The sequence below is a fragment of the Streptomyces mobaraensis NBRC 13819 = DSM 40847 genome (assembly GCF_017916255.1).
GTDB classification, from domain to species: domain Bacteria; phylum Actinomycetota; class Actinomycetes; order Streptomycetales; family Streptomycetaceae; genus Streptomyces; species Streptomyces mobaraensis.
On sequence record NZ_CP072827.1, the window covers coordinates 1,339,149 to 1,361,224 of the forward strand.

A 22,076-nucleotide genomic window follows, 5' to 3' on the forward strand; every position below is an offset into this window, starting at 1 on the left:
TCACCGGAAGATCCCGGTGTGCCCCAGCGAGTACCGCCCGGGCTGCGGGTAGACGGCGAGCCCGTGCGGCCCCGCGCCCACCGGGATGCGCGCAATCTGGTGCCCGTCCGTGGTGTCGATCGCGTACACCTCGCTGTTGTAACGCCCGGACAGCCAGAGCACCTTGCCGTCCGCCGACACCCCGCCCATGTCCGGGCTGCCGCCGTCGGGCAGCTCCCACTTGTGCACCAGCTTGCGGCTCTTCAGGTCGAGCACCGAGATCGAGCCCTCGCCCCGGTTCGAGATGTACATCGACTTCGAGTCCCGGCTGACGTAGAGGCCGTGCGCCCCCTTCCCGGTGGGCATCAGCCACGGCTCGGTGAACTTGTCCCCGTCCAGCACCCACAGCCCGTCGGCCATCATGTCGGCGATGTACCAGGTCCGCCCGTCGGAGGCGATCTTCACGTCCTGCGGCATCGCCCCGTCGAACGGCAGCTTCTGCTGCCCGATGACCTTCATCTTCTCCGTGTCGACCTTCAGCAGCTCACCCGAGAACTCACAGGAGACGATGAAGTACCGCCCGTCCGGCGAGAAGTCCGCGTGGTTGACACCCAGGCAGCTCACCGGGACCGTCTTCTTCCGCTTCATGGTGTGCGCGTCCCGGAACACCAGCTCCCGGTCCATCGACGCCATCACCACCGCGTACTTGCCGTCCGGCGTGAAGTAGAGGTTGTACGGATCGTGCACCGGCACGGTCTTGCCCGCCCGGCCCGTCGCCGGGTCGATCGGCGTCAGCGTGTGCCCCCGGTCGTTGTTGACCCACAGCGTCTTCAGGTCCCACGACGGCACCACGTGCTGCGGCTGCGACCCCACCGGAATCGTCTCGATCACCTTGTACGTCTTGGGGTCGATGACGCTGACCGTGTCCGACTCCGTGTTCGGCACGTACACCCGGGACGGGAAGTCCTTCACCACCGGGGACAGCGCGTTCGGCCGGTCCGCCGCATACACGTCGTGCGGGTCCAGCAGCGGCGGCATCCCCGGCAGCCCCTGCGGCACCCCCCGCGCCGCGCCCTGCCGCTGCTGCTCGTGGTGCGGACGGCGCCCGGCGGCCTCGTCGCTGCTGCCGCCGCCGCAGCCGGCCGCCGCCAGCAGCACCCCGCCGGCGGCGAACACCGCGATCCTGCGGAGCCCGCGCGGCAGCCGGCGCGGACGGGGACGGTCGCCGGGGCGGAGAAGAGGACGGAGACGGGGACGGACGTGCGAGAACTGGATCATCAGGTCAGCAGCTCCGAAGTCGTCACCGCACGCAGACCGCGGCGGTGCAGGCCGTCGAGGATCGCGGGCAGCGCGGCCACCGTGCCGGCGTGCCCGAAGTGCAGACTCACCACCGACCCCGGACGCACCCCGTCCAGCACGGCGCGCCCGACGGCCGCCGCGCCCGGATCGGTGAAGTCGAGGGAGTCGACGTCGTACGACAGAACGTGCGGGTACCCCGCCTTGCGCGCCAGCGCCACCACCTGCTCCGTGGCGAGCCGCGCCTTCGACGGCCGGAACCAGCGCCCGACCCCGCCGGTCAGCCGGCGCAGCCGCTCCGCGCACTCGGTGATCTCGGCGTACGCGGCCGTGGCGCTCATCGAGCAGATGTCCAGGTGGCGCATGGTGTGGTTGCCGAGTTCGTGGCCGCCGTCCAGCACCCGGCGGGCCAGCTGCGGCTGGGCGTCCAGCCAGTCCCCCACCGCCAGCACGGTCACCCGCGCCCCGGCCCGTTCCGCCTCGGCCAGACAGCCGGTCGCCGTCCCGGCGTCACCCCGGCCGTGGAACGTGAGGGCGACGGCCTGGCGGTCACGCGGCCCGTTCTCGATCTGCGCGGGCAGCCCGGGCGGCAGCGGGGGCAGGGCGGGCGGACGGGCGACGGGCCCCGGCGGCCCGGACGGCGCGGCCCGTTCGGACGCCCGCGCCCCGGCGGCGGGCCGCCGCTCCTCGTCACAGCCGACGAGCGGTGCCCCCGCCAGTCCGGCGAGGACACCGCTCGCGGCTGCGCGCAGCAGGGTACGGCGGTGCGGGAAGGTCACCGCACCATTAGAGCTTTTTTGCCCGGTTTTGTGGTGATTTTCGGCTCATGGGTTCGGCGCGTGTCCCCGGCCCCGCCCCGGCCGACGCCCCGAGCGCTACGCCTCCGGCCAGGCGTCGGCCAGCATCTTCCGCGTGTCCGCGAGGAGTTGGGGCAGCACCTTGGTGTGGCCGATGACCGGCAGGAAATTGGTGTCCCCGCCCCAACGGGGGACGACGTGCTGGTGCAGGTGCGCGGCGATCCCCGCCCCCGCGACGCCTCCCTGGTTCATCCCGATGTTGAACCCGTGCGCCCCGGACGCCTCGCGCAGCGCCCGCATCGCCCGCTTGGTGAAGTCGGCCAGCTCGACCGTCTCCGCCGCGTCGAGCTCCGTATAGTCGGCGACGTGCCGGAACGGGACGACCATCAGGTGCCCGCCGTTGTACGGGTAGAGGTTGAGCACCGCGTAGACGCGCTCGCCCCGGGCGATGATCAGCCCGTCCTCGTCCGACTTCTCCGGAATGGAGCAGAACGGGCAGCCGTCGCCGGCACCGGGCCCGGTGGGCTTGTTCTCCCCCTGGATGTAGGCCATCCGGTGGGGCGTCCACAGGCGCTGGAAGGCGTCCGGGGACCCGACTCCGATCTGCTGCTCCGGCTCACTCGTCATGGTGAGCAGCATATTCCTTGGCGGGGAAGCGGCGAGGGGCGGCCCTGTGGGGGCCGCCCCTCGTCACACGACGGCGCGCGTCACACCTGGACGCGGCGCTCCACGACGTCGACGAGCTTCGCGATCGCCTCGTCGCGGGCGATCCCGTTCTCCTGCGAACCGTCCCGGTACCGGAACGACACCGTGCCCGCGTTCATGTCGTCGTCACCGACGATGATCATGAACGGCACCTTGGCCTTCTGGTGATTGCGGATCTTCTTCTGCATGCGGTCCGAGGACGAGTCCACCTCGACCCGCAGGCCCATCTTCCGGGCCTCGGCCGCGAACTCCTCCAGGTACCCGACGTGCGCGTCGCCGATCGGGATGCCGACCGCCTGCACCGGGGCCAGCCACGCCGGGAACGCGCCCGCGTAGTGCTCCAGCAGGACGCCGAAGAACCTCTCGATGCTTCCGAAGAGCGCCCGGTGGATCATGACCGGCTGCTGGCGCGAGCCGTCCGCCGCCGTGTACTCCAGGCCGAACCGCCGAGGCTGGTTGAAGTCGACCTGGAGCGTCGACATCTGCCACGACCGGCCGATCGCGTCGCGCGCCTGCACCGAGATCTTGGGGCCGTAGAACGCGGCGCCACCCGGGTCGGGCACCAGCGGCAGGCCCTGCTTCTCGGCCGCCAGGCGCAGCGCCTCGGTAGCCTCCTCCCACTCCTCGTCCGTGCCGATGAACTTGTCCGACTCGGGGTCGCGGGTCGAGAGCTCCAGCTCGAAGTCGGTCAGGCCGTAGTCACGGAGCAGGTCGAGCACGAAGGTGAGGAGTGTGTCGAGCTCGTCCGGCATCTGCTCCTTGGTGCAGTAGATGTGCGAGTCGTCCTGGGTGAAGCCGCGGGAGCGGGTCAGACCGTGGACGACGCCGGACTTCTCGTAGCGGTAGACGGTGCCGAACTCGAACAGCCGCAGGGGCAGCTCACGGTACGAGCGCCCGCGCGACTTGAAGATCAAGTTGTGCATCGGGCAGTTCATGGCCTTCAGCCGGTAGTTCTGCCCATCGAACTCGATGGGCGGGAACATGCCCTCCGCGTAGTGCGGCAGGTGGCCCGAGGTCTCGAAGAGGTGTTCCTTCGTGATGTGCGGGGTGTTGACGAACTCGTAGCCGGAGGCCTCGTGCACCTTGCGCGAGTAGGTCTCCATCTCCTTGCGGATGACCCCGCCCTTGGGGTGGAACACCGCGAGGCCGGGGCCCAGCTCGTCGGGGAAGGAGAACAGGTCCAGCTCGGCGCCGAGCTTGCGGTGGTCGCGGCGCTCGGCCTCGGCCAGGAACTCGATGTGCGCCTTCAGCTCGTCCTTCGTCGGCCACGCGGTGCCGTAGATGCGCTGGAGCATGGGGTTCCGCTCGCTGCCGCGCCAGTACGCGGCGGCGTTGCGCATCAGCTTGAACGCCGGGATGACGCGGGTCGTCGGCAGGTGGGGACCGCGGCAGAGGTCCTTCCAGCACAGCTCGCCGGTCTTCGCGTCAAGGTTGTCGTAGATGGTGAGCTCGCCGGCGCCCACCTCGACGTTGGCGCCGTCCTCCTGGGAGGCGGAGCCCTTGAGGCCGATCAGCTCCAGCTTGTACGGCTCGCCGGCCAGCTCCTCACGGGCGGCCTCGTCGGTGACGACGCGGCGGGAGAAGCGCTGGCCCCGCTTCTGGATCTCCTGCATCTTCTTCTCGATGAGCTTGAGATCGTCGGGGGTGAAGGGCTTCTCGACGTCGAAGTCGTAGTAGAAACCGTCCTTGACCGGCGGGCCGATGCCCAGCTTGGCCTCGGGGAAGAGCTCCTGCACGGCCTGGGCCATGACGTGCGCGGTCGAATGGCGGAGGATGTCGAGGCCGTCCGGGGACGAGATCTCGACCGGCTCCACCTCGTCGCCGTCCGCGACCTCGTACGCCAGGTCCTTCAGCTGACCCGCCACCCGCGCCGCGACGATGGTGCGCTCGCCGGCGAAGAGGTCGGCCGCGGTGGTGCCCGTCGTCACCACGCGCTCTTCCCGCTCGGAATCGCGTTGGATGATCACACGGACGTCTGACACCGGACTCTCCTGACTCTGGGACACGGCAGCGGACGCTGCGCGTCTGAATCGTACCGAGCCCGGCGCCCGGGCCGCTAAACGGTCAGACGCCGTCGCCGTCCCGGTCTCCGAAGCCGTCCGGGTCCGTGTGCAGGGCCTTCAGCAGCCGCTCCCGTTCGGCGTCGTCCACGGGCAGGGGCAGCACTCCCCCGGCGTCCGCGAGCCGGCGGAAGCCGCCGCCGCTCTCCAGGCGCCCGTCGAGGCGTACCGGCCGGCCGGCGAGGTGGGCGTGGCCGGCGGCGCGGTAGTCCGTCTCGCCGAGTTCGGCGCGGACTTCCCCGACGTCCGCCCCGGCGAGCACCCGGAGCCGCACGCTGCCGCCTCCGCCCGGGGATTCGCGCCACAGGTGCGCCACGGTGCCGGTGAGGCGGACGGGGACGGCGGGTTCGTCGCACAGGTAGCGGGCGCTCGCGGCGCGCAGGGCCGGCAGGTCCCCGGGGGAGAACTCCACCGGCTCGGGGTGGGCGGCGTGGCCGGGCGGCGGCCCGGCGGCGGGCGCCCAGGCGAGGTGGACGCGGATCCCCTCCGCACCGGCGACGAGACCGACGAGGGCCTCGGTCAGCTCCCGGCAGACTCCGGCCCGCACGGCGGCGGTGAACGCGTCGGTACGTCCGGTGGCGCGCTGGTAGTCGGTGGCGTCGCGGGCGGCGTACAGCGCGGTGAGGAGGACGGCCACGGCCGGGCGGCCGTACGTCGCCCCGGGGCCCAGCGGGGCGAGGACGGTCAGTTCGCGCGCGGAGCCGCCGGGGCCGAGCAGCAGTCCGCCGAGGGCGGCCTCGGCCGTGCCGCGGTGGCGGGCGCCGTGGTGGCCGGCGGTCGCGCGGGCGGCGAGTGCGCCGGCGGTCAGCAGGGCGCGGACGCCGGCGCGCAGCCGGTCCTGGGCGGCCCAGTCGGCGTCGGGTGCGGGGGTCCGGCGTACGCAGCGGATCTCGTCGCCGGGCGTGGTGAGGGCGAGGAGGATGTGGCGGGCGGTGGGGTCGGTGCTGCGTTCCAGGGCGGTGCGGGCCTCGGCGAGGAGGTCGGCGGTGTCGGGGAGGGCGGGGTCCTCGGGGACGAGGAGGCTGGGGCCGCCGGTGCCGTTCGGCGGGGGCGGGGTCCAGCGGCCGTAGCGTCCGGCGGTTCCGCCGCGGCGCCGCCAGCCGTGGCGGGCCAGCAGGGCGCCCAGAACGGCGGGGTCGGCGGGCTCGGCGGGGCGTGGTGCGTCGGCCGGCGGTCGCATCAGGGTCTCCCTCCCGCCCCGACGCGCGTCATGATCTCGCAGAGGGCGTGGTCGTCGAAGACGTGTGCGGTGGGGATCCGCACGGTGGTTCTGTGCCGGCCGGTGACCGGATGGCCGGCGAGGTTGGCCCAGTAGCAGCAGTGCCGGACGGCGAGCCGGTCCGGGCCGGCGTGGACCCAGTCGTCCCTGGCGCGGGGGACGAGCATGACGACGAGGATGCGGTGGACGGCCACGGGGGTGCGGGCGAGCTTGGCGAGGTGCTCGTTGTCGAGCGTGAAGGGGAAGGTGGCGCCGGGCGGCCGGGGCGGCACCTGGTAGGTGGCCTTGAGCTGCACCTTGATGGTGACCTCGTCATCGGTGGTGTGCCCGGGGGCGGTGTGGCTGACGTGCCAGTCGATGCCGTGGTCGGGGAAGGGCTGGGCGAGGCTGCAGCCGGCCGCCGCGGCCACGGCGTGCAGGTGGCCGATCTGGAGCGTCTCCATGCAGGCGGTGGTGGCGAGGGTGCCGCGGCGGGGCGGGGTGGGCCCGTGCGGGGGGCGCCGTCCGTCGGCGCGGGGTGGCCCGCCGGCCGGGACGGCCGGTTCGGGCCGGGTGAGGGCCATGTCCGAAACACCTTCCGGGAGCACGTCCGCCGGTGTCTACACCGCTGTTGTCTCCACCCGAACTCCTTCGCAAACAAGGGCGGTTCGGGCCGCACGGAGACCGGGTATCACTCGACGGAGGGAGGGGATTCACGCCAAATTCCGGTCAAGCGCGAGGAGTTGTGACATGCCGAGCTGGTTCGAGGGGCCGCTCGCCGCCTTCGACACGGAGACCACCGGGGTGGACGTCGAGCACGACCGCATCGTGTCCGCGGCCCTGGTGGTGCAGTCACGGGCGGGGGCCTCGCCGGCGGTCACCCGTTGGCTGGTCAATCCGGGCGTCCCGGTGCCGGAGGGCGCCACGGCGATACACGGGCTGACGGACGTGCACCTCCAGCGGTTCGGGCGGTGGCCCGCGCCGGTGATGGAGGAGGTGGCCCGGGCCCTGGCCGAGCAGGCGGCGGCGGGCGTGCCCCTGGTGGTGATGAACGCGCCGTTCGATCTGACGCTGCTGGACCGGGAGTTGCGGCGGCACCGCGCCGCGTCGCTCGCGGCGTACCTGGGGACGGCGCCGCTCTGCGTCCTCGACCCCTGGGTGCTGGACAAGCACCTGGACCGCTACCGCAAGGGCCGCCGGACACTGTCGGACCTGTGCGCGGAGTACGCGGTGGAGCTGACGGGCGCTCATGACGCGGCGGCGGACGCGACGGCCGCGATGGCGGTGGCGCGGGCGATAGGGCAGCGGTTCGCGGTGCGGCTGGAGCGGCTGAGCGTGGCCGAGCTGCACGCGCGGCAGGCGGTGTGGCACGCGGCGCAGGCGCGCGGGCTCCAGGCGTGGTTCGCGCGGAACGGCTCGGACGAGCAGTGCGATCCGGCGTGGCCGGTGCGGGCGGAGTTGCCGTCGGCAGCGTGACGAAGGCCGGTCCTTCTGGCGAAGGACCGGCCTCATGGTGTGTGGGCGATACTGGGATCGAACCAGTGACCTCTTCGGTGTGAACGAAGCGCTCTCCCGCTGAGCTAATCGCCCGGGAGTTTCTCGGGGTTGCCCCCGGGAACGCACTGAACAATACAGGTCGGAGCGGCCCTCCATCAAATTCCGGCCGGGGGGCCGGAGGGGGCGCCCCGATCCCGCCCTTTCTCCGTTTCTTGCGGGGGCCTGCCCCCGCGCCCCCGAAACCGCGCTCCGCGCGGTTGTCCTCAAGCGCCGGACGGGCTGAATATTCAGCCCGTCCGGCGCTTGAGGACGAGCGGCGAAGCCGCAACGAGGGGGGTCTGGGGGCGCAGCCCCCGGGAAACGGTGAAGGGGCGGGACCGGGGCACGACAAAACACCCGTGGTCCACGAGGGCTTGCCTCGCGGACCACGGGTGGGATGTGGGCGATACTGGGATCGAACCAGTGACCTCTTCGGTGTGAACGAAGCGCTCTCCCGCTGAGCTAATCGCCCGGGCGCACCGCAAACATTACCGCATGTCAGGCGGTGCCCAGAACCGCCGCCGGGACGCCCGGGACGCGATCCGTCGCGGCCCGTCACCCTGGGTGATGACGAGGGCGGGGCGCACCCTTGACGGAACTCACCGGAACGGCCGTACGCGGAGCGCGGCGGGTCGGCCGTACGAGGTATCCGAAGAGCCCCAAAACGGTCAGAGGGGTTTACAACGGCACCGTAGGTGGCATGTCGATTTCGCCGACGTGCGAATCCCCGAGCGCACACTGAGCGAAAGGCCCTGGCGCTTATGAACACCACGGTCAGCTGTGAGCTGCACCTGCGCCTCGTTGTGTCGAGCGAATCGTCACTGCCTGTACCCGCAGGTCTGCGGTACGACACTTCCGATCCGTATGCCGTACACGCCACCTTCCACACCGGAGCCGAGGAAACGGTCGAGTGGGTCTTCGCCCGGGACCTGCTCGCCGAGGGCCTGCACCGGCCCACCGGCACCGGCGACGTCCGCGTCTGGCCGTCCCGCAGCCACGGTCAGGGCGTCGTGTGCATCGCGCTCAGCTCTCCGGAGGGCGAGGCCCTGCTGGAAGCGCCGGCGCGAGCCCTGGAGTCGTTCCTGAAGCGGACCGACGCCGCCGTCCCGCCCGGTACCGAGCACCGGCACTTCGACCTGGACACCGAGCTCTCCCACATCCTGGCGGAGAGCTGAGGGGGTCCACACCAGGAGGTCCGGTCCCTGCGCGCCGCCCACTCGGGGAGGCGGCGCGCGTCCCGTCCCGCTGACACGTCCCTCGCGCAGCAGGCCGCACGGCCGCGCCGCCGCCACGGAAACCACCGTGGCCGACGGCGCGGCCGTGTGGCGTTTCCCCCTGAGCCAGTAAGGTCGGTGCCCACCGTCGAACAAGTTGCCGCCCCACCGGCCGGGCCAGGGAGCGAACCAACCGTGCTGATCAACCACGACACCGGGTGCGCGCTCGACGCCGTCGTCGACCTCCTCAACAGCTCCCCCGCCGGGGCGCCGTCCGCCGTCGGGGACGACGGACTGCCCGACGTGGCCGCGCTGCGGGCCTTCGTGGAGCGGCACGACATCAGCGGGGTGGGAGAGCTGGACGAGGGCGATCTGCGGGCCGTGCGGGAACTCAGGGAGCGTTTCGCACAGGTTTTCGACACCGAGGGCACGGCGGAGGCCGCCGAGCTGCTCAACGCCCTGGTCGCCGAGGCGGGCACCACGCCCCGGCTCACCGATCACGACGGCTACGACTGGCACGTGCACTACTTCGCGCCGGGGGCCTCGCTCGCCGAGCATCTGGCGGCCGACGGCGGGATGGCGCTGGCGTTCCTCCTGGTGGCGGGCGAGCGGGAGCGGCTGCGGCGCTGTGGGGCGCCGGGCTGCGGGCGGGCCTTCGTGGACCTCTCGCGGAACCGGTCCCGTCGCTACTGCGACGGCCGGACCTGCGGGAATCGGCTGCATGTGGCCGCGTACCGGGCCCGGCGGCGCGGCGCGGCCGACTGAGCGGGCTGTCCACCGCTCACCACCGGTAGAGGTCGTGGACCGCGGTCACCAGGATCAGCGTCGCCACGAAGGCGAGGAACAGCATCAGGGGCGGCTGGGAGAGGGCGAAGAGGCAGCCTCGCGGTTCCTTGGCGAGGTCGCTCAGGTCGAGGTCGTTCAGGTCGGACAGGTCTGCGGTCAGTTCCGCGGTCATCTCGGCCGGTTCGTCGTTCATCTCCGGCAGATCATGGCGCAGCGCGTTCCGTCAACGGGCCGATCGTGTGGAGGTGTTCGTCAGATCCCGTGCTTTTTGAGGATTGCCTCGATGTCGTCGAACTCCCCTCCGGTACCCTTCCGCCCCTTCGTCTTGGAGCGCCCCTCCGGGCGGCCGGCGGGCGCGCCTATCGCGGGGGCACCGGGCGTCAGGGTGTCCGGGCGGCCGGCCGGGGGCAGGTCGTGGCCTCCGGAGCCGCGCCGCTCGGCGGCCCGGCTCACCAGGAAGAGCAGGGCGGAGAGGGCGAGGACGCCGAAACCGGCCCAGACGGTCGGCTTGAAGACCAGGTCGGTGACCCAGTCGATGATCCCGGTCATGACGAGGCCGATGGGGATCAGGGCGAAGGCCGCGATGCGGGTCGCGGCGAGGAAGCGCTTGCGGTAGGCCGTCAGCAGGGCGATGCCCAGGCCGCCCGCGGACACCGCGGCGCAAACGGTCGAGGTCAGCATCCGGTCCTCCTGCCGATGGTGGGCTTCTGTGTCCATCCTGCACCGGGCGGCGGCCCGGAGGCCACGACGGGGGCCGGGGATCAGGGAGAACTCCGGGTCGTCCCCTGGGGGCTGCCCCCGTCAATCCTCCTCAGGGCCGGCTCGGGGCAGGGCATTCCCCCGGGCTGGGAGACTGGGGGCATGAGCGAGACCAACAGTCCTTCCGCCCCGTCGCCCGCCGTTCTCGACGTCTGGTGCGACCTCCAGTGCACCGACTGCCACGCCGCCCTGGAGGACCTGCGGGCGCTGCGGGCCCGCTACGGCGACCGGCTGGACATCCGGCTGCGGCACTTCCCGCTGGAGAAGCACCGGCACGCCTACGCGGCCGCGCAGGCCGCCGAGGAGGCCGCCGAGCAGGGCCGGGGCTGGGAGTTCGCGGAGGCCGTGCTGGCGCGCGCCGGGGAGCTGGGCGAGCGCGGCGAGGCCGTGCTGATCGAGGTGGCGGCCGGCCTGGGAGTGGACGCCGAGGAGGTGGACACCGCGCTGATCGACGGCCGGCACCTGCTGATCGTCGACGCCGACCAGGCCGAGGGCAAGGCGATCGGGGTGACGGGCACCCCGACGTACGTCATCGACGGTGAGCGGCTGGACGGCGGGAAGAGCCAGGAGGGGCTGCGGGAGCGGATCGAGGAGATCGCGGACCGCTTGCTGGCCGGCTAGCCGACGCGGGCTGTGAGGCGCGCTCCGCGCCTCACAGCGTCTTGTGGAAGTACAGGTTCGTGGTCGCGTAGCCCAGGGACTCGTAGAGCCGCAGGGCCGAGGTGTTGCCGGCGAAGACGTTGAGGCCGATGCGGTCGTGCCCCAGGGCGAGGGCCTCGCGTTCGGCGACGAGCATCAGGGTGCGGCCGTGTCCCTTGCCGCGGTGTTCCGGTGCCACCTTGACGTCGAAGACGTAGCCCATGCCGTCGTTGGCGCTCAGCCAGAGGGTCCCGACGTCGACGCCCTCGTGGGCGAGGACGCGCAGGGCGACGCCGGGGGTGGCGGTGCCGCGCGGCAGCAGGGCCGCGTGGTCGGCGTCGCACTTGGCCTCCGCCTCGGCCCGGGGCACGCCGCGTTCGGTCAGCGACTCGACGTAGCCCGCCTTCTCCTCGGCGAGCCAGGCCGGGAACCGGTCGTCGTCCATGGGGCGGGCCTCGCTCCCTGCGGGCAGGGCGGGCGGCGCGGTGAGGGGTTTGGCCATGTTCCGGCTGCGCTCGGTGTAGCCGAGGGCGGTCACCAGGCCGAGGGTGGCCGTGTCCCCGGCGGGGACCTCGACGCCCACCCAGTGGCAGCCCCAGCCGCGCAGCACCTCTTCGGCCGCGAGGGCGGCGACCGTTCCGCGGCCCCGGCGGCGTTCGCCCTCCCGGACGAAGAGCCGCTCTATGGAGCCGGCCCGCGGGCCGAAGCGGGGCTGGGTGGCCAGCTCGGCGTCGCCGACGGGCCTGCCGTTGACGCAGATCTCGTAGCCGCGGCGGCGGTGGCCGTCGGCGGCGCGCTGTTCGGGGGCCTTGGGGCGCAGGGTGGTGGTCATGCCGGTGTTCTACCCATGCGCCGGGGCGGATGTCGCCGGGTTTTCCCCGGCCGTGCCCGGGTCAGGGGTCGATGTCCGCGGCCGAGCGCTCGGCGAAGGTCCGCATGACGTCGGTGGTCACCGGGCCCGGGGCGCCCGGGAGTCGGCGGCCGTCGAGGGTGTGGAGCGCCTGGACGTCGCGCAGGCTGGAGGTCAGGAAGATCTCGTCGGCGCGGTCGAGGACGTCCATGGCCAGGTCGGTCTCGTGGGCGCCGGTCCATTCGAGGACGAGGGCGCGGGTGATGCCGGGGAGGCAGCCGGAGGCGAGGGGCGGGGTGTGGAGTTCGCCGTCGAGGACGACGAAGACGTTGGAGGCGGTGCCCTCGCAGAGCGCGCCGGAGGTGTTGGCGAGGAGGGCCTCGGTGGCGCCCTGTTCCTTGGCACGGGCGAGGGCGACGACGTTCTCGGCGTACGAGGTGGACTTGAGGCCGGTGAGCGCGCCGCGTTCGTTGCGGGTCCAGGGGACGGTGACGGCGGCGGTGGCCGTGGGGCGGGGCTCGATGGGCGCGGCGGCGACGAGGAGGGTGGTGTCGGCGGCCGCGCGGTCGGAGCCGAGCGGGGAGAGGCCGCCGGTGAGGGTGACGCGGAGGCGGCCGAGGGCGAGGGGGTGGGCGTCGAGGACGGCCGCGCAGGCGCGCCGGGCCTCGTCGGGGTCGGGTGCGGGGAGGCCCAGGCCGCGGGCGGAGGCGGCGAGCCGGGCGAGGTGGCGGGTGAGGGCGAAGGGACGGCCGTCGACGACCTTGAGGGTCTCGAAGACGCCGTCGCCGACCGTGAGGCCGTGGTCGAACACCGAGACGCGGGCGGCGTCCTCGTCGACGAGCTTCCCGTTGAGCCAGACGGTCACCGTTGCCTCCCGGCGGTCGGACTGTGCGTGCTCGGAGTGTTCGTGCTCGGGCTGTGGGTGCCCGACGCTATCGCGAGCAGCCGGGCCGCCTTGAGTTCGGTCTCGGCCCATTCGCCCTCGGGGTCGGAGCCCCAGGTGATGCCCGCGCCGGTGCCGAAGCGGAGAGCGGGGCCGCCGGGGGCGGTGCGGTCGATCCAGAACGTGCGGATGCCGACGGCCAGCTCGCCGGTGCCCCGGTCGGCGTCGACCCAGCCGATGCCGCCGCAGTAGGGGCCGCGCGGGCCCTGTTCCAGGCGTTCGATGATCTCCAGGGCGCTGGCCTTGGGCGCGCCGGTGACGGAGCCGGGCGGGAAGGTGGCGGCGAGCAGGTCCGTCCAGCCGGCGTCCGCGGCGAGTTCGCCGCGGACGGTGGAGACGAGGTGGACGAGGCCGGGGTGCTGTTCGACGGCGCAGAGCGCGGGGACGGTCACGGATCCGGTGGCGCAGACGCGGCCCAGGTCGTTGCGGACCAGGTCGACGATCATCACGTTCTCGGCGTGGTCCTTGTCGAGCAGGTCGGCGGCGGTGCGGCCGGTGCCCTTGATCGGTCCGGACTCCAGGACCCGGCCGGTGCGGCGCAGATAGAGCTCGGGCGAGGCGGTGACCACCTCGGTGCCGTGCGCGGGGAGGCGGACGGTGCCGGCGTACGGGGCCGGATTGCCGGCCGCGAGGTGGGCGGCGAGGGCGTCGACGTCGGCGTCGTCCGGGTCGGGCAGCGGCGCGCTGAGGACGCGGCAGAGGTTGGCCTGGTAGACCTCGCCCGCGGCTATGTGCTCGCGGATCCGCCGGACGCCCGCGGTGTAGGCGTCCCGGTCCAGGGAGCTGGTCCACGCCTCGGGCGCGGGGCCGCGCCAGCGCCCGGGGGCGGGGAGGGGCGCGGGGCGCACGTCGCCGAAGCGGGCGCACCGCACGCTCCCCTCGAAGCCCGCGACCACGGCCCACCAGCCCCGGGAGTCGAGGGCCTCGGGGTCGCTGGTGACGTCGCGCAGATCGGTGGCGAGGAGGCCGCCGAAGCGGGCCATCGGAGGGAGGTCATGCACGTCATCGAGTCTATGGGCCGGTCCCCGGCGCTGAGCCGGGTGAAGGAAGAGGGCAGCACGCTGCGGAAACGGAATTTGAGCTGGCGCGGGAATCCGCTAGAGTTCAACACGTCGCCGGGACGCGGAAGCGAAACGGCGGGGCAGCTTCCGGATCATGGTCCGGAGGATGTGTGCGGACATAGCTCAGTTGGTAGAGCACCACCTTGCCAAGGTGGATGTCGCGAGTTCGAGTCTCGTTGTCCGCTCGAGTGGGGGATCTTCCCGACCCCCGCACTCCTGGTGGAGTGGCCGAGAGGCGAGGCAACGGCCTGCAAAGCCGTCTACACGGGTTCAAATCCCGTCTCCACCTCCAAGGACGATTAGCTCAGCGGGAGAGCGCTTCCCTGACACGGAAGAGGTCACTGGTTCAATCCCAGTATCGTCCACCAAGGTCCTCGCGGACCTTCCCGCGCGATTAGCTCAGCGGGAGAGCGCTTCCCTGACACGGAAGAGGTCACTGGTTCAATCCCAGTATCGCGCACGCGGCACAACCCTCCCGGACGATTAGCTCAGCGGGAGAGCGCTTCCCTGACACGGAAGAGGTCACTGGTTCAATCCCAGTATCGTCCACCAAGGTCTTCACGGACCTTCCCGCGCGATTAGCTCAGCGGGAGAGCGCTTCCCTGACACGGAAGAGGTCACTGGTTCAATCCCAGTATCGCGCACCATGATCGGCCGGAGGCCGGGGCTTCGAGCTCCGGCCTCCGGCCGTTTTCGCACGTCACAGTGGTGTCGAACAGAGGACGGGCCGGGCACCTCCCCAGGTGCCCGGCCCGTCATGCCGTCCGCCGCACCCCCGTCCCCACGGGGTTATGGCCGACCCGTCCCCGACCCGGACCGCTCTTCCGGGAGCCGGGCGCTCAGCGCCCCAGCATGCCGGCCACGGACGACGCTTGAGTGACGACGGCATCCCAGCCGCCGAAGGCGACGGCCAGGACAGCCGCGCAGGGCAGCACCATGGCCAGTGCGACCAGAGGGTGCCGGTTGTCGGCGGGGCGGCCGCCGGGGAGGTCGGGGAGGCTCCGGTGGACGTCCGCCCGCCCTGACGCGCGGACCGCGCGTCGTACCGCCTGGGCCACGGCGCCCCTCCCTCCCGGTCCCGTCGGACCCGCCCCCGCCCGGCGCGGTCCCGCTGTGCGCGGGTCGCCGGGCGTGCCGAATAGTGACAGCGGCGGGCGTTCCGACCTCGGGGGACGAGTGTTGCGCCCGCCGCTCGAGTTCCACACTAGGCCGCCGGGAGGGGGCCGGGCGTCATGCCCTCGTACCCCTTGCACCGCCTTCGCGAGGAGGAGGGAAGGGCCGGGTCGGTACTCCCCTGGGTGGAGAACACAGGAGCGGTTCGTCGGGGTCGCCCCGGGGTGGTCGTCCGGGTTCTCCCCCGGGGGGATCACGGCGTAGTGATCTGCCACACATGCCGCTCCCCTCGGCCGCGGCGTCCGGAGCGGCCCGGACCGACGGTGTGTCAGGTGTTCGAGCGACGGGCGGCCCAGGGGCTTCCGTCGGCCGGGCGCGGGCCGTCGGCCCGTCAAACCCCGGGTGGTTTCGGGGGCTTGACGGTCGGCGGCCGGCGGACGGGCGCGGGGCGGGCGCCGGGGAGCTGGCGGGCGCGGGTGCCCGACGGAAGCGGGCATCCGATCGCCGACGCATGCGCGGCCTCTCAGCACGGCCGCCCGTCAATCCGTAAGCTGTGGCTCGTCAGACGGACCGGCAGCGGGGATGAAGATGACGATGATGCGGCTCCGGCGCGAGGACCCGCGTGTCGTCGGCTCGTTCCGGCTTCACCGCCGGCTGGGCGCGGGCGGCATGGGCGTGGTGTACCTCGGCTCGGACAAGCGCGGCCAGCGGGTGGCCTTGAAGGTGATCCGGCCGGATCTCGCCGAGGACCAGGAGTTCCGCTCGCGCTTCGCGCGCGAGGTGTCCGCCGCGCGGCGCATCCGCGGCGGCTGTACGGCGCGGCTGGTGGCCGCCGATCTGGACGCCGAGCGGCCGTGGTTCGCGACGCAGTACGTGCCCGGGCCCTCGCTGCACGACAAGGTGACCGAGGAAGGCCCCCTGTCGGCGGCTCAGACGGCGTCCATCGGGGCCGCGTTGGCCGAGGGGCTGCTCGCGGTGCACGACGCCGGGGTGGTCCACCGGGACCTGAAACCGTCGAACATCCTGCTCTCCCCCAAGGGCCCGCGGATCATCGACTTCGGCATCGCCTGGGCGACCGGGGCGAGCACCCTGACGCACGTCGGCACGGCGGTCGGCTCGCCGGGCTTCCTGGCGCCGGAGCAGGTCCGGGGCGCGACGGTGACACCGGCGACGGACGTCTTCGCGCTGGGCGCCACCCTGGCGTACGCCTCGACCGCGGACTCCCCCTTCGGGCAGGGCAGTTCGGAGGTCATGCTGTACCGGGTGGTGCACGAGGAGCCACAGCTGATGGGGGTGCCGGACGCGCTGGCGCCGCTGATCCTCGCCTGCCTGGCGAAGGACCCGGAGGAGCGGCCGAGCACGCTCCAGCTGTCGTTGCGGCTGAAGGAGATCGCCGCGCGCGAGGCGCACGGGCTGCCGGACGGCCGTCGGGTGCCGTCGCGCCGCGAACCCGAGCGGCCCTCGGACCGGCGGGTCGCGGACCACGCGCACCAGTCCACGGAGCCCCGCCCGGCCGCCGCCGCGCAGGGCGGCTCCTCCCCCGCCCGCCCGCCGGCCACCCGGCCGCTGCGGCAGCCCCGCCCCGACCGGCCGGCCGCCCGGCCCGCGGGCCGGCCGCGCGACGGCGCCCGCCCGGGAGCCCGCCCCGGGGCGGGTCGCAGGACCGGCCGGGACCCCCGGCTGCTGCGGCAGCGGCTGATCGTCTTCGTGGTCGTGACGCTGCTGGTGGCGCTGGGCATCGCGGCGGCGCAGGGGTGCGACGGGCCGAAGAAGTCCTCCGGGTCGGGAGCGCGGGAGCGGGCGTGTGCGGTCGCGGTGGCGGCGGATTCCTGCGGTGCGGTTGGTTCGGGGCGCGGGTGGGGCTGAGCGCCCGCTTGGGCGCCCCCGTCTGAGTGCCCTGCCTGAGTGCCCCCGTCCGAGTGCCCTGCCGTCGTCGGCCCGGGCCGTCCGCCGTTGACGGGCAGGGGTCCTTCTCGCGGCCGTGCCGCCGTCACCCCCGGGGCTCCGGAGATCGCCGGGGGACGATCGCGTACCCCTGGCCGGTGAGGCCGAGCAGGTCGTAGTAGTCGGCGCAACGGGTGATCGACCCGTCCGCGGCGAGCGTGAGCACGGTCGCCACGCGGACGCGGAACGGCGGTCCGGGCGCGCCAGCAGCGGGAGTTCCGGTCCAGAGGAGCGTCGCGCAGGCCCTCCCGTCGTCGGTGGCGAAGCCGTCCTCGACCTCGGCCCTGAGGTCCGGGATGGCGACGCGTGTGTCCCGGTGCCATGTCGTGATCGCGGCGCGTCCCCGGTGGGTGCGCCCGGCGGCGACGTCGGTGTAGGCGGCGTCCGGCGCGAACAGCGCCCCGAAAGCGGCGGAGTCGGATACGGACCAGGCCCGGGCCAGGCGGGCGGCGGCCGTACTCGCCTCCCCCGGTGGGGCGCCCGTGCGCCCGGAAGGTGTGGGAGCGGCGGGCCAGGCCCGAGTCGGGCGGGCGGCGGCGGTACGGGCGTTCGTCGTGCTCGCCTCCTCCGGTGAGGCGCCGGGGCGTCCGGCGGGAGCAGGAGCGGCGGGCCAGGCCCGGGCCGAGCGGGCGGCGGCCGTACTCGCCTCCCCCGGTGGGGCGCCCGTGCGCCCGGAGGGTGTGGGAGCGGCGGGCTCCTCAGGGCGCCGCTTCGGTGGCGTGGGGAACGTGGCGTGTTCGGCGAGGGCGGTGCCGTCGGTGGTCGTGGTGGGGCCGTGGGGCGTGGTGAGGGTGAGTGTGGCCGGGGCCGTGAAGCGGTGGTACGGGCGGGGGCCGGGCTCGCGGGGCGGTCCGAGGGTCGTCGGGGTGCCCAGGAGGGCGACGGCCCGGTCCCGCCAGCGGATTACCGCGTGGTCGGGGCGGGGGGGGGTGAAGGTGACCCCCGCCGCCGTGGCGGCGAGGCGTTCGGTGTCCCGGGTGAGGACGAGCAGCGGGGTGCGGCCGCCGCCGTGGCCGGGCCTGGCGCGCAGTTCGGCGCAGGCGAGGGTGAACGGGCCGGCGTGCAGCCGGGCCCAGTGCCATTCGCGGAGCACGGCGCCGAAGTCCAGGGTGCCCCAGTTCTTGTCGTGGTAGCCGGTCCCGCGCACCCGCCAGGTCCGGCCGGGTACCGCGAGCCGGCCCTCCACCTCGTCCCGGGGCACCGCCACCAGCCAGCCGAGGTAGCGGCCCGGGTCGTCGGCCTGGGTGACGGTTCCGGTGCCGACGCGGGAGGGCGGGGCGGTCGAGGTGAGCGTGAGGTCCGCGGCGGCCGACGGCGTTCCGGCGCGTATCCGGTACCGGGCGAGGTCGCCGTGCGCGCGGTACGGGCCGAGGGTGACGTCGCAGTGGTCACGCGCGGCGCGGAAGGAGGCCGGGTCGTGGCGGGTGCGGCCGGCGTGGACGTGCCCGTCGGGGGTGCGGACGGTCAGCGACAGCCGGGGCGCCAGCGGACCGGCGGCGGCGTCGAGGGCCTTGGTCTCGAAGACGACGACGGCCCGGCTGCCGTCGTCGCACTCGGCGTCGAAGTACCACCATTCGAAGGTGCCCGGCCGCGGGGTCTCGCGGAGGCCGTCCTCCCAGGGTTCCGGATCGCGGGTCAGGCCCGCGCGGCGCAGGTCCGCGTCGCTCTCCCGGACGGTCAGGCCGCCGGTGGAGTGCTGGGGTGCCATGGTGGGCCCTCCGCCGGCTTCAGGGTGTGGTGGGCAGCAGCAGGTTCTCCGGGTAGCCCGGGCGGTCCGGGGGGGGGACGACGGTCTCGGGGAAGTGGCGGCGGGTGTCGGCGCCCCACGCCATGTATCCGGAGACGAGGAACTCCAGGTCGCGGGCGTACCGTTCGACGGCGGCGCGCCGTCGGGCGTCCAGGCCCAGGGTGCGGGCGAGGGCGGGGACGCCGCGCCGGAGGGCGTCGAAGCGGCGCAGCCGGTCGTTGACGAGCGCGTAGGCGGTGTCGATCGCGGCGGCGCGCGGGCGGTGGCCGTCCCGCTCCAGGACGAGGACGAGGTTGACGACGTCGCCGCGCGGCTCCTCGCGGTCGAGGGTGTAGACGTCGTTGGCGAGGCAGGGCAGCTCCTCGGTGAGCCGCCGCAGTTCGATCAGCGGCAGGCTGTGGAAGGCGACGGCCGGGACCTCGTAGCCGTCGATCCGTTCGACGAGGTCGCAGACCACGCTCATGGCGCTGACGCCGAGCCGCAGCCGCAGGAACGTGGGGAAGTCGGGGACCGTGCCGGCCAGGCGGGCGGCCGATTCCTGGGCGTAGGAGGCGAAGTAGTACTCCCAGTCGTGGGCGGCGCGGGCCCGCCAGGCCGGCGGCATGCCGTCGGCGGCGCGCCGCCAGATGTCCGCGAAGGCGCGGGCGGCGGCGGAGGGCCGGGGGCCGGTGGTGCCGTGGTGGACGACGGCGATCAGCTCTTCGCAGGCGCGGGCGGTGGCGGCCGGGTCGAGGCCGAGCGGGCTGTCGAACTGGTCGTCGAAGGGGTACCAGAAGCCCATGTGGTCCGTGACGAGCCGCAGGCCGGGGGCGGTGGCGTACGGGTACATGCAGGCGGAGACCCGGGCCAGGTCCCAGGAGTCGTACAGGGCGGTGGCCTCGGGGCCGTCGGCCATCCGGTGGGCCCTGGCCCAGGCGCGGTTGCCTTCCCGCGCTTCCTCCTCGTGCGGGCTGACGGCGAAGCGGAAGCCGGCGGGGAAGCGGATCCTGGCGTCGACGGGCATGAGCCCTCCCGTGGTCGGTGCTGCCGTACGGCCTCTCCGGACGGCACTCTCCGTGCGGGACTCTCCGTGCGGGACTCTCCGTATGGGACCGAGCGGTGTCGCGACGCTCCGCTTCGGGCTGTACCCGGGGGAGGCCGGTGCGGAAACGATTCGCCGCGCCGGCCTCCGGCCGGGGTGCCGGCCGTCCTACGCCGGCGTCCCCGCCGTCACGGCGTAGAAGGCGACGGCCGCCGCCGCACCGACGTTGAGCGAGTCGACGCCGTGCGCCATCGGGATGCGCACCCACTCGTCGGCCGCTCGCAGGGCCTTGGCGGACAGGCCGCTGCCCTCGGCGCCGAGCATGAGGGCGACCCGTTCCAGGCAGTGCGGGGCCGCGGCGTCCATGGCGGTGGCCTGCGCGTCGGGGGTGAGGGCCAGCACCCGGAAGCCCGCCGCCCGGACCGTCTCCAGGTCGCGCGGCCAGTTCTCCAGCCGGGCCCAGGGGACGGAGAAGACCGCGCCCATGGACACCTTGACGGACCGTCGGTACAGCGGGTCCGCGCAGTCCGGGGAGAGCAGGACGGCGTCCATGCCCAGGGCGGCGGCGCTGCGGAAGATGGCGCCGATGTTGGTGTGGTCGTTGACCGCCTCCATGACGGCGACCCGGCGGGCCGTGGCCAGCAGGCCGGCGGCGTCGGGCAGCGGCTTGCGCCGCATGGAGGCGAGGGCGCCGCGGTGCACGTGGTAGCCGGTCACCCGCTCCGCGAGCTCCGGCTCCACGACGTAGACGGGTGCGGGGACGTCCTCCATGACGTCGCGCATGGCGTCCACCCACTTGGCGGAGAGCAGCATGGAACGCATGCCGTAACCCGCGTCCACCGCCCGGCGGATGACCTTCTCCCCCTCCGCGATGAACAGGCCCTCGGCGGGCTCGCGCCGGCGGCGCAGCTCGACGTCGGTCAGGCCGGTGTAGTCGTGGAGCCGGGGGTCGTCGGGGTCGTCGATGGTGATGACCTGGGGGGACTGCGTCATGGGGCTCACGTGTCTCGTGGTGCGTACGGGGGTCCGGGGGCTTGTGCTCGGTCGGCAGTCGCGTCCTCAGCCGGAAGTCGCGCCGGCGGGGAGTCGGCGGTCGCGCCGGCGGTCGCGTCCTCTAGTCGGCCGTCGCGCCGGCGGGGGCGTCGTCCGTCTCCCGGCCGATCGCCACGACCTCGCCGATGACGATCACGGCCGGCGGGCGTATGCCCTCGGCCCGCACCCGCTCCCCCACCGTGCCGAGGACGGCGTCGACGCGCCGCTGGGCGGCGGTCGTGCCCTCCTGGATCACCGCGACCGGGGTGTCGGCGGACCGGCCGTGCCGGATGAGCGTCTCGGCGATGGCACCGCACTGCTCGACGCCCATCAGCACCACGAGGGTGCCGCCGAGGCGGGCGAGCGACGGCCAGTCGACGAGGGACCGCGGGTCGTCGGGGGCGACGTGCCCGCTGATCACGGTGAACTCGTGCGCGACGCCGCGGTGGGTGACCGGGATGCCGACCGTGCCCGGGACGCTGATCGAGCTGGAGATGCCGGGGACGACCGTGCAGGGGATGCCGTGTTCGGCGAGGGCCTGCGCCTCCTCCTTGCCCCGGCCGAAGACGAACGGGTCGCCGCCCTTGAGGCGGACGACGGCCTTCCCCGCCTTCGCGTGCTCGATCAGGGCGGCGTTGATGGCCTCCTGGGCCATCGAGCGACCGTACGGGATCTTCGCGGCGTCGATGACCTCGACGTGCGGCGGGAGTTCGTCGAGGAGGTCGCGCGGGCCGAGCCGGTCGGCGACGACGACGTCGGCCTCGGCGAGGAGGCGCCGGCCGCGCACGGTGATCAGGTCCGGGTCGCCCGGACCGCCGCCGACGAGGGCCACCCGTCCACCGCCCGGGCGGGTACGGCGGTGGGGGGCGGCGATCGAACCGTCGCGCAGCCCCTCGACGATGGCGTCCCGCAGGGCCGCCGTGCGGCGCGGGTCCTGGCCGGTGAGCACGGCCACGGTGACGCCCGCGCTGCGGCCGGTGGCCGGCGTCCAGGCGGTGGCCGCCTCGGCGTCGTCGCTGCGGACGGCCCAGACGCGGCGGGCCTCCGCCTCGGCGGACGCGGCCCGGTTGGCCTCGGGGTCGTCGGTGGTGATCAGCGCGTACCAGGCGCCGTCCAGGTCGCCCTCGCGGTAGCGGCGGCGCTCCCAGCGCAGTTCGCCGGCCTCCGCCATGGCCTCCACGGACGCGGTCGCGGACGGCGATACGAGCAGGACGTCGGCTCCGGCCGCGATGAGGGCGGGGAGCCGGCGCTGGGCGACCTGGCCGCCGCCGAGGACGACGACGCGGCGGCCGTGCAGGCGGAGACCGACGGGGTAGGCGGCGGGTGCTGGGTGCTCGGCCATGGGGGTTGCGGGTCTCCTCGCTGGTCAGGGGCGCTGGGCATACCCTACGTGGGC

Annotated in this window: 21 protein-coding genes and 8 tRNA genes; 11 read left to right on the forward strand and 18 right to left on the reverse strand. The window is 73.7% G+C overall.

Going from position 1 to position 22,076, the window contains the following annotated elements:
- The 6 genes from J7W19_RS05150 to J7W19_RS05175 form a co-directional block, all read right to left on the reverse strand.
- Positions 1–1,257, reverse strand: a complete 1,257-nt coding sequence (locus tag J7W19_RS05150) for a YncE family protein (RefSeq protein ID WP_193582035.1) — start codon at positions 1,255–1,257, stop codon at positions 1–3.
- Positions 1,257–2,054, reverse strand: a complete 798-nt coding sequence (locus tag J7W19_RS05155; protein ID WP_004942314.1) for a polysaccharide deacetylase family protein — start codon at positions 2,052–2,054, stop codon at positions 1,257–1,259. Before J7W19_RS05155 ends, J7W19_RS05150 begins: the two co-directional genes overlap by 1 nt.
- Before the next feature lie 96 nt (positions 2,055–2,150).
- Positions 2,151–2,711, reverse strand: coding sequence for an HIT family protein (locus J7W19_RS05160; protein WP_004942312.1), 561 nt, complete (start codon positions 2,709–2,711; stop codon positions 2,151–2,153).
- Between the two features lie 68 nt (positions 2,712–2,779).
- A complete protein-coding gene (gene thrS, locus J7W19_RS05165; RefSeq protein ID WP_004942310.1) occupies positions 2,780–4,759 on the reverse strand; it encodes a threonine--tRNA ligase in 1,980 nt (659 codons plus the stop codon).
- 82 nt (positions 4,760–4,841) lie between these two features.
- The gene (locus tag J7W19_RS05170; protein ID WP_004942307.1) at positions 4,842–6,017 is read right to left on the reverse strand and encodes a hypothetical protein; all 1,176 of its coding nucleotides are present in this window, start codon (positions 6,015–6,017) and stop codon (positions 4,842–4,844) included.
- The gene (locus tag J7W19_RS05175) at positions 6,017–6,619 is read right to left on the reverse strand and encodes a DUF4365 domain-containing protein (protein ID WP_004942305.1); all 603 of its coding nucleotides are present in this window, start codon (positions 6,617–6,619) and stop codon (positions 6,017–6,019) included. Before J7W19_RS05175 ends, J7W19_RS05170 begins: the two co-directional genes overlap by 1 nt.
- 166 nt (positions 6,620–6,785) lie before the next feature.
- Between J7W19_RS05175 and J7W19_RS05180 the strand changes: the two genes are divergently transcribed.
- The gene (locus J7W19_RS05180) at positions 6,786–7,511 is read left to right on the forward strand and encodes an exonuclease domain-containing protein (RefSeq protein ID WP_004942303.1); all 726 of its coding nucleotides are present in this window, start codon (positions 6,786–6,788) and stop codon (positions 7,509–7,511) included.
- Positions 7,512–7,553: 42 nt separating this feature from the next.
- On the opposite strand, the gene J7W19_RS05185 is transcribed toward J7W19_RS05180, so the two are convergent.
- Positions 7,554–7,625: transfer RNA gene (locus J7W19_RS05185), tRNA-Val, on the reverse strand.
- 346 nt (positions 7,626–7,971) lie between these two features.
- Positions 7,972–8,043 (reverse strand) — tRNA-Val (locus J7W19_RS05190).
- Between the two features lie 289 nt (positions 8,044–8,332).
- On the opposite strand from J7W19_RS05190, the gene J7W19_RS05195 reads away from it, so the two are divergent.
- Positions 8,333–8,746, forward strand: coding sequence for an SsgA family sporulation/cell division regulator (locus J7W19_RS05195; protein ID WP_004942301.1), 414 nt, complete (start codon positions 8,333–8,335; stop codon positions 8,744–8,746).
- Between the two features lie 234 nt (positions 8,747–8,980).
- On the forward strand, positions 8,981–9,550 hold the full coding sequence (locus J7W19_RS05200) for a CGNR zinc finger domain-containing protein (RefSeq protein WP_004942299.1): 570 nt from the start codon (positions 8,981–8,983) through the stop codon (positions 9,548–9,550).
- 16 nt (positions 9,551–9,566) lie between these two features.
- On the opposite strand, the gene J7W19_RS05205 is transcribed toward J7W19_RS05200, so the two are convergent.
- Positions 9,567–9,764, reverse strand: coding sequence for a hypothetical protein (locus tag J7W19_RS05205; RefSeq protein ID WP_004942298.1), 198 nt, complete (start codon positions 9,762–9,764; stop codon positions 9,567–9,569).
- 59 nt (positions 9,765–9,823) lie between these two features.
- On the reverse strand, positions 9,824–10,252 hold the full coding sequence (locus J7W19_RS05210) for a hypothetical protein (RefSeq protein WP_004942295.1): 429 nt from the start codon (positions 10,250–10,252) through the stop codon (positions 9,824–9,826).
- Positions 10,253–10,432: 180 nt separating this feature from the next.
- Here J7W19_RS05210 and J7W19_RS05215 point away from each other — a divergent pair, with 180 nt between their 5' ends.
- Positions 10,433–10,951, forward strand: a complete 519-nt coding sequence (locus J7W19_RS05215) for a DsbA family protein (protein ID WP_004942293.1) — start codon at positions 10,433–10,435, stop codon at positions 10,949–10,951.
- A 31-nt stretch (positions 10,952–10,982) separates the two neighbouring features.
- Here the strand turns inward: J7W19_RS05215 and J7W19_RS05220 are convergent, their stop codons facing one another.
- From J7W19_RS05220 to J7W19_RS05230, 3 genes are all read right to left on the reverse strand, one after another.
- Complete coding sequence (locus J7W19_RS05220; RefSeq protein WP_004942290.1) at positions 10,983–11,801, reverse strand: GNAT family N-acetyltransferase; 819 nt, start codon at positions 11,799–11,801, stop codon at positions 10,983–10,985.
- A 61-nt stretch (positions 11,802–11,862) separates the two neighbouring features.
- Complete coding sequence (locus J7W19_RS05225) at positions 11,863–12,684, reverse strand: aminotransferase class IV (protein ID WP_004942288.1); 822 nt, start codon at positions 12,682–12,684, stop codon at positions 11,863–11,865.
- Entirely contained in the window at positions 12,681–13,763 is a 1,083-nt protein-coding gene (locus J7W19_RS05230) for a chorismate-binding protein (RefSeq protein WP_040888959.1), read from the reverse strand. Before J7W19_RS05230 ends, J7W19_RS05225 begins: the two co-directional genes overlap by 4 nt.
- A gap of 172 nt (positions 13,764–13,935) precedes the next feature.
- Between J7W19_RS05230 and J7W19_RS05235 the strand changes: the two genes are divergently transcribed.
- From J7W19_RS05235 to J7W19_RS05260, 6 genes are all read left to right on the forward strand, one after another.
- Positions 13,936–14,008: transfer RNA gene (locus J7W19_RS05235), tRNA-Gly, on the forward strand.
- 33 nt (positions 14,009–14,041) lie between these two features.
- Positions 14,042–14,115, forward strand: a tRNA-Cys gene (locus tag J7W19_RS05240).
- A gap of 1 nt (position 14,116) precedes the next feature.
- Positions 14,117–14,191 (forward strand) — tRNA-Val (locus tag J7W19_RS05245).
- Between the two features lie 20 nt (positions 14,192–14,211).
- A tRNA-Val gene (locus J7W19_RS05250) sits at positions 14,212–14,283 on the forward strand.
- A gap of 17 nt (positions 14,284–14,300) precedes the next feature.
- Positions 14,301–14,375, forward strand: a tRNA-Val gene (locus J7W19_RS05255).
- Between the two features lie 20 nt (positions 14,376–14,395).
- Positions 14,396–14,470, forward strand: a tRNA-Val gene (locus tag J7W19_RS05260).
- Positions 14,471–14,662: 192 nt separating this feature from the next.
- Here J7W19_RS05260 and J7W19_RS05265 read toward each other — a convergent pair.
- Positions 14,663–14,881, reverse strand: a complete 219-nt coding sequence (locus J7W19_RS05265) for a hypothetical protein (RefSeq protein WP_004942284.1) — start codon at positions 14,879–14,881, stop codon at positions 14,663–14,665.
- Positions 14,882–15,518: 637 nt separating this feature from the next.
- Here J7W19_RS05265 and J7W19_RS05270 point away from each other — a divergent pair.
- The gene (locus J7W19_RS05270) at positions 15,519–16,802 is read left to right on the forward strand and encodes a protein kinase domain-containing protein (RefSeq protein ID WP_004942282.1); all 1,284 of its coding nucleotides are present in this window, start codon (positions 15,519–15,521) and stop codon (positions 16,800–16,802) included.
- Between the two features lie 124 nt (positions 16,803–16,926).
- On the opposite strand, the gene J7W19_RS33390 is transcribed toward J7W19_RS05270, so the two are convergent.
- The 4 genes from J7W19_RS33390 to cobA form a co-directional block, all read right to left on the reverse strand.
- Entirely contained in the window at positions 16,927–18,588 is a 1,662-nt protein-coding gene (locus tag J7W19_RS33390) for a nuclear transport factor 2 family protein (RefSeq protein WP_210455279.1), read from the reverse strand.
- 19 nt (positions 18,589–18,607) lie between these two features.
- Positions 18,608–19,630, reverse strand: a complete 1,023-nt coding sequence (locus tag J7W19_RS05280; protein WP_004942276.1) for a terpene synthase family protein — start codon at positions 19,628–19,630, stop codon at positions 18,608–18,610.
- A 186-nt stretch (positions 19,631–19,816) separates the two neighbouring features.
- Positions 19,817–20,641 carry a TrmH family RNA methyltransferase gene (locus J7W19_RS05285; protein WP_004942275.1) on the reverse strand — a complete coding sequence of 275 codons (825 nt, stop codon included), beginning with the start codon at positions 20,639–20,641 and terminating at the stop codon, positions 19,817–19,819.
- Positions 20,642–20,762: 121 nt separating this feature from the next.
- Positions 20,763–22,022 (reverse strand): uroporphyrinogen-III C-methyltransferase, encoded by a 1,260-nt coding sequence (gene cobA, locus J7W19_RS05290; protein WP_004942273.1) that lies wholly within the window; start codon positions 22,020–22,022, stop codon positions 20,763–20,765.
- Positions 22,023–22,076: the final 54 nt, after the last annotated feature.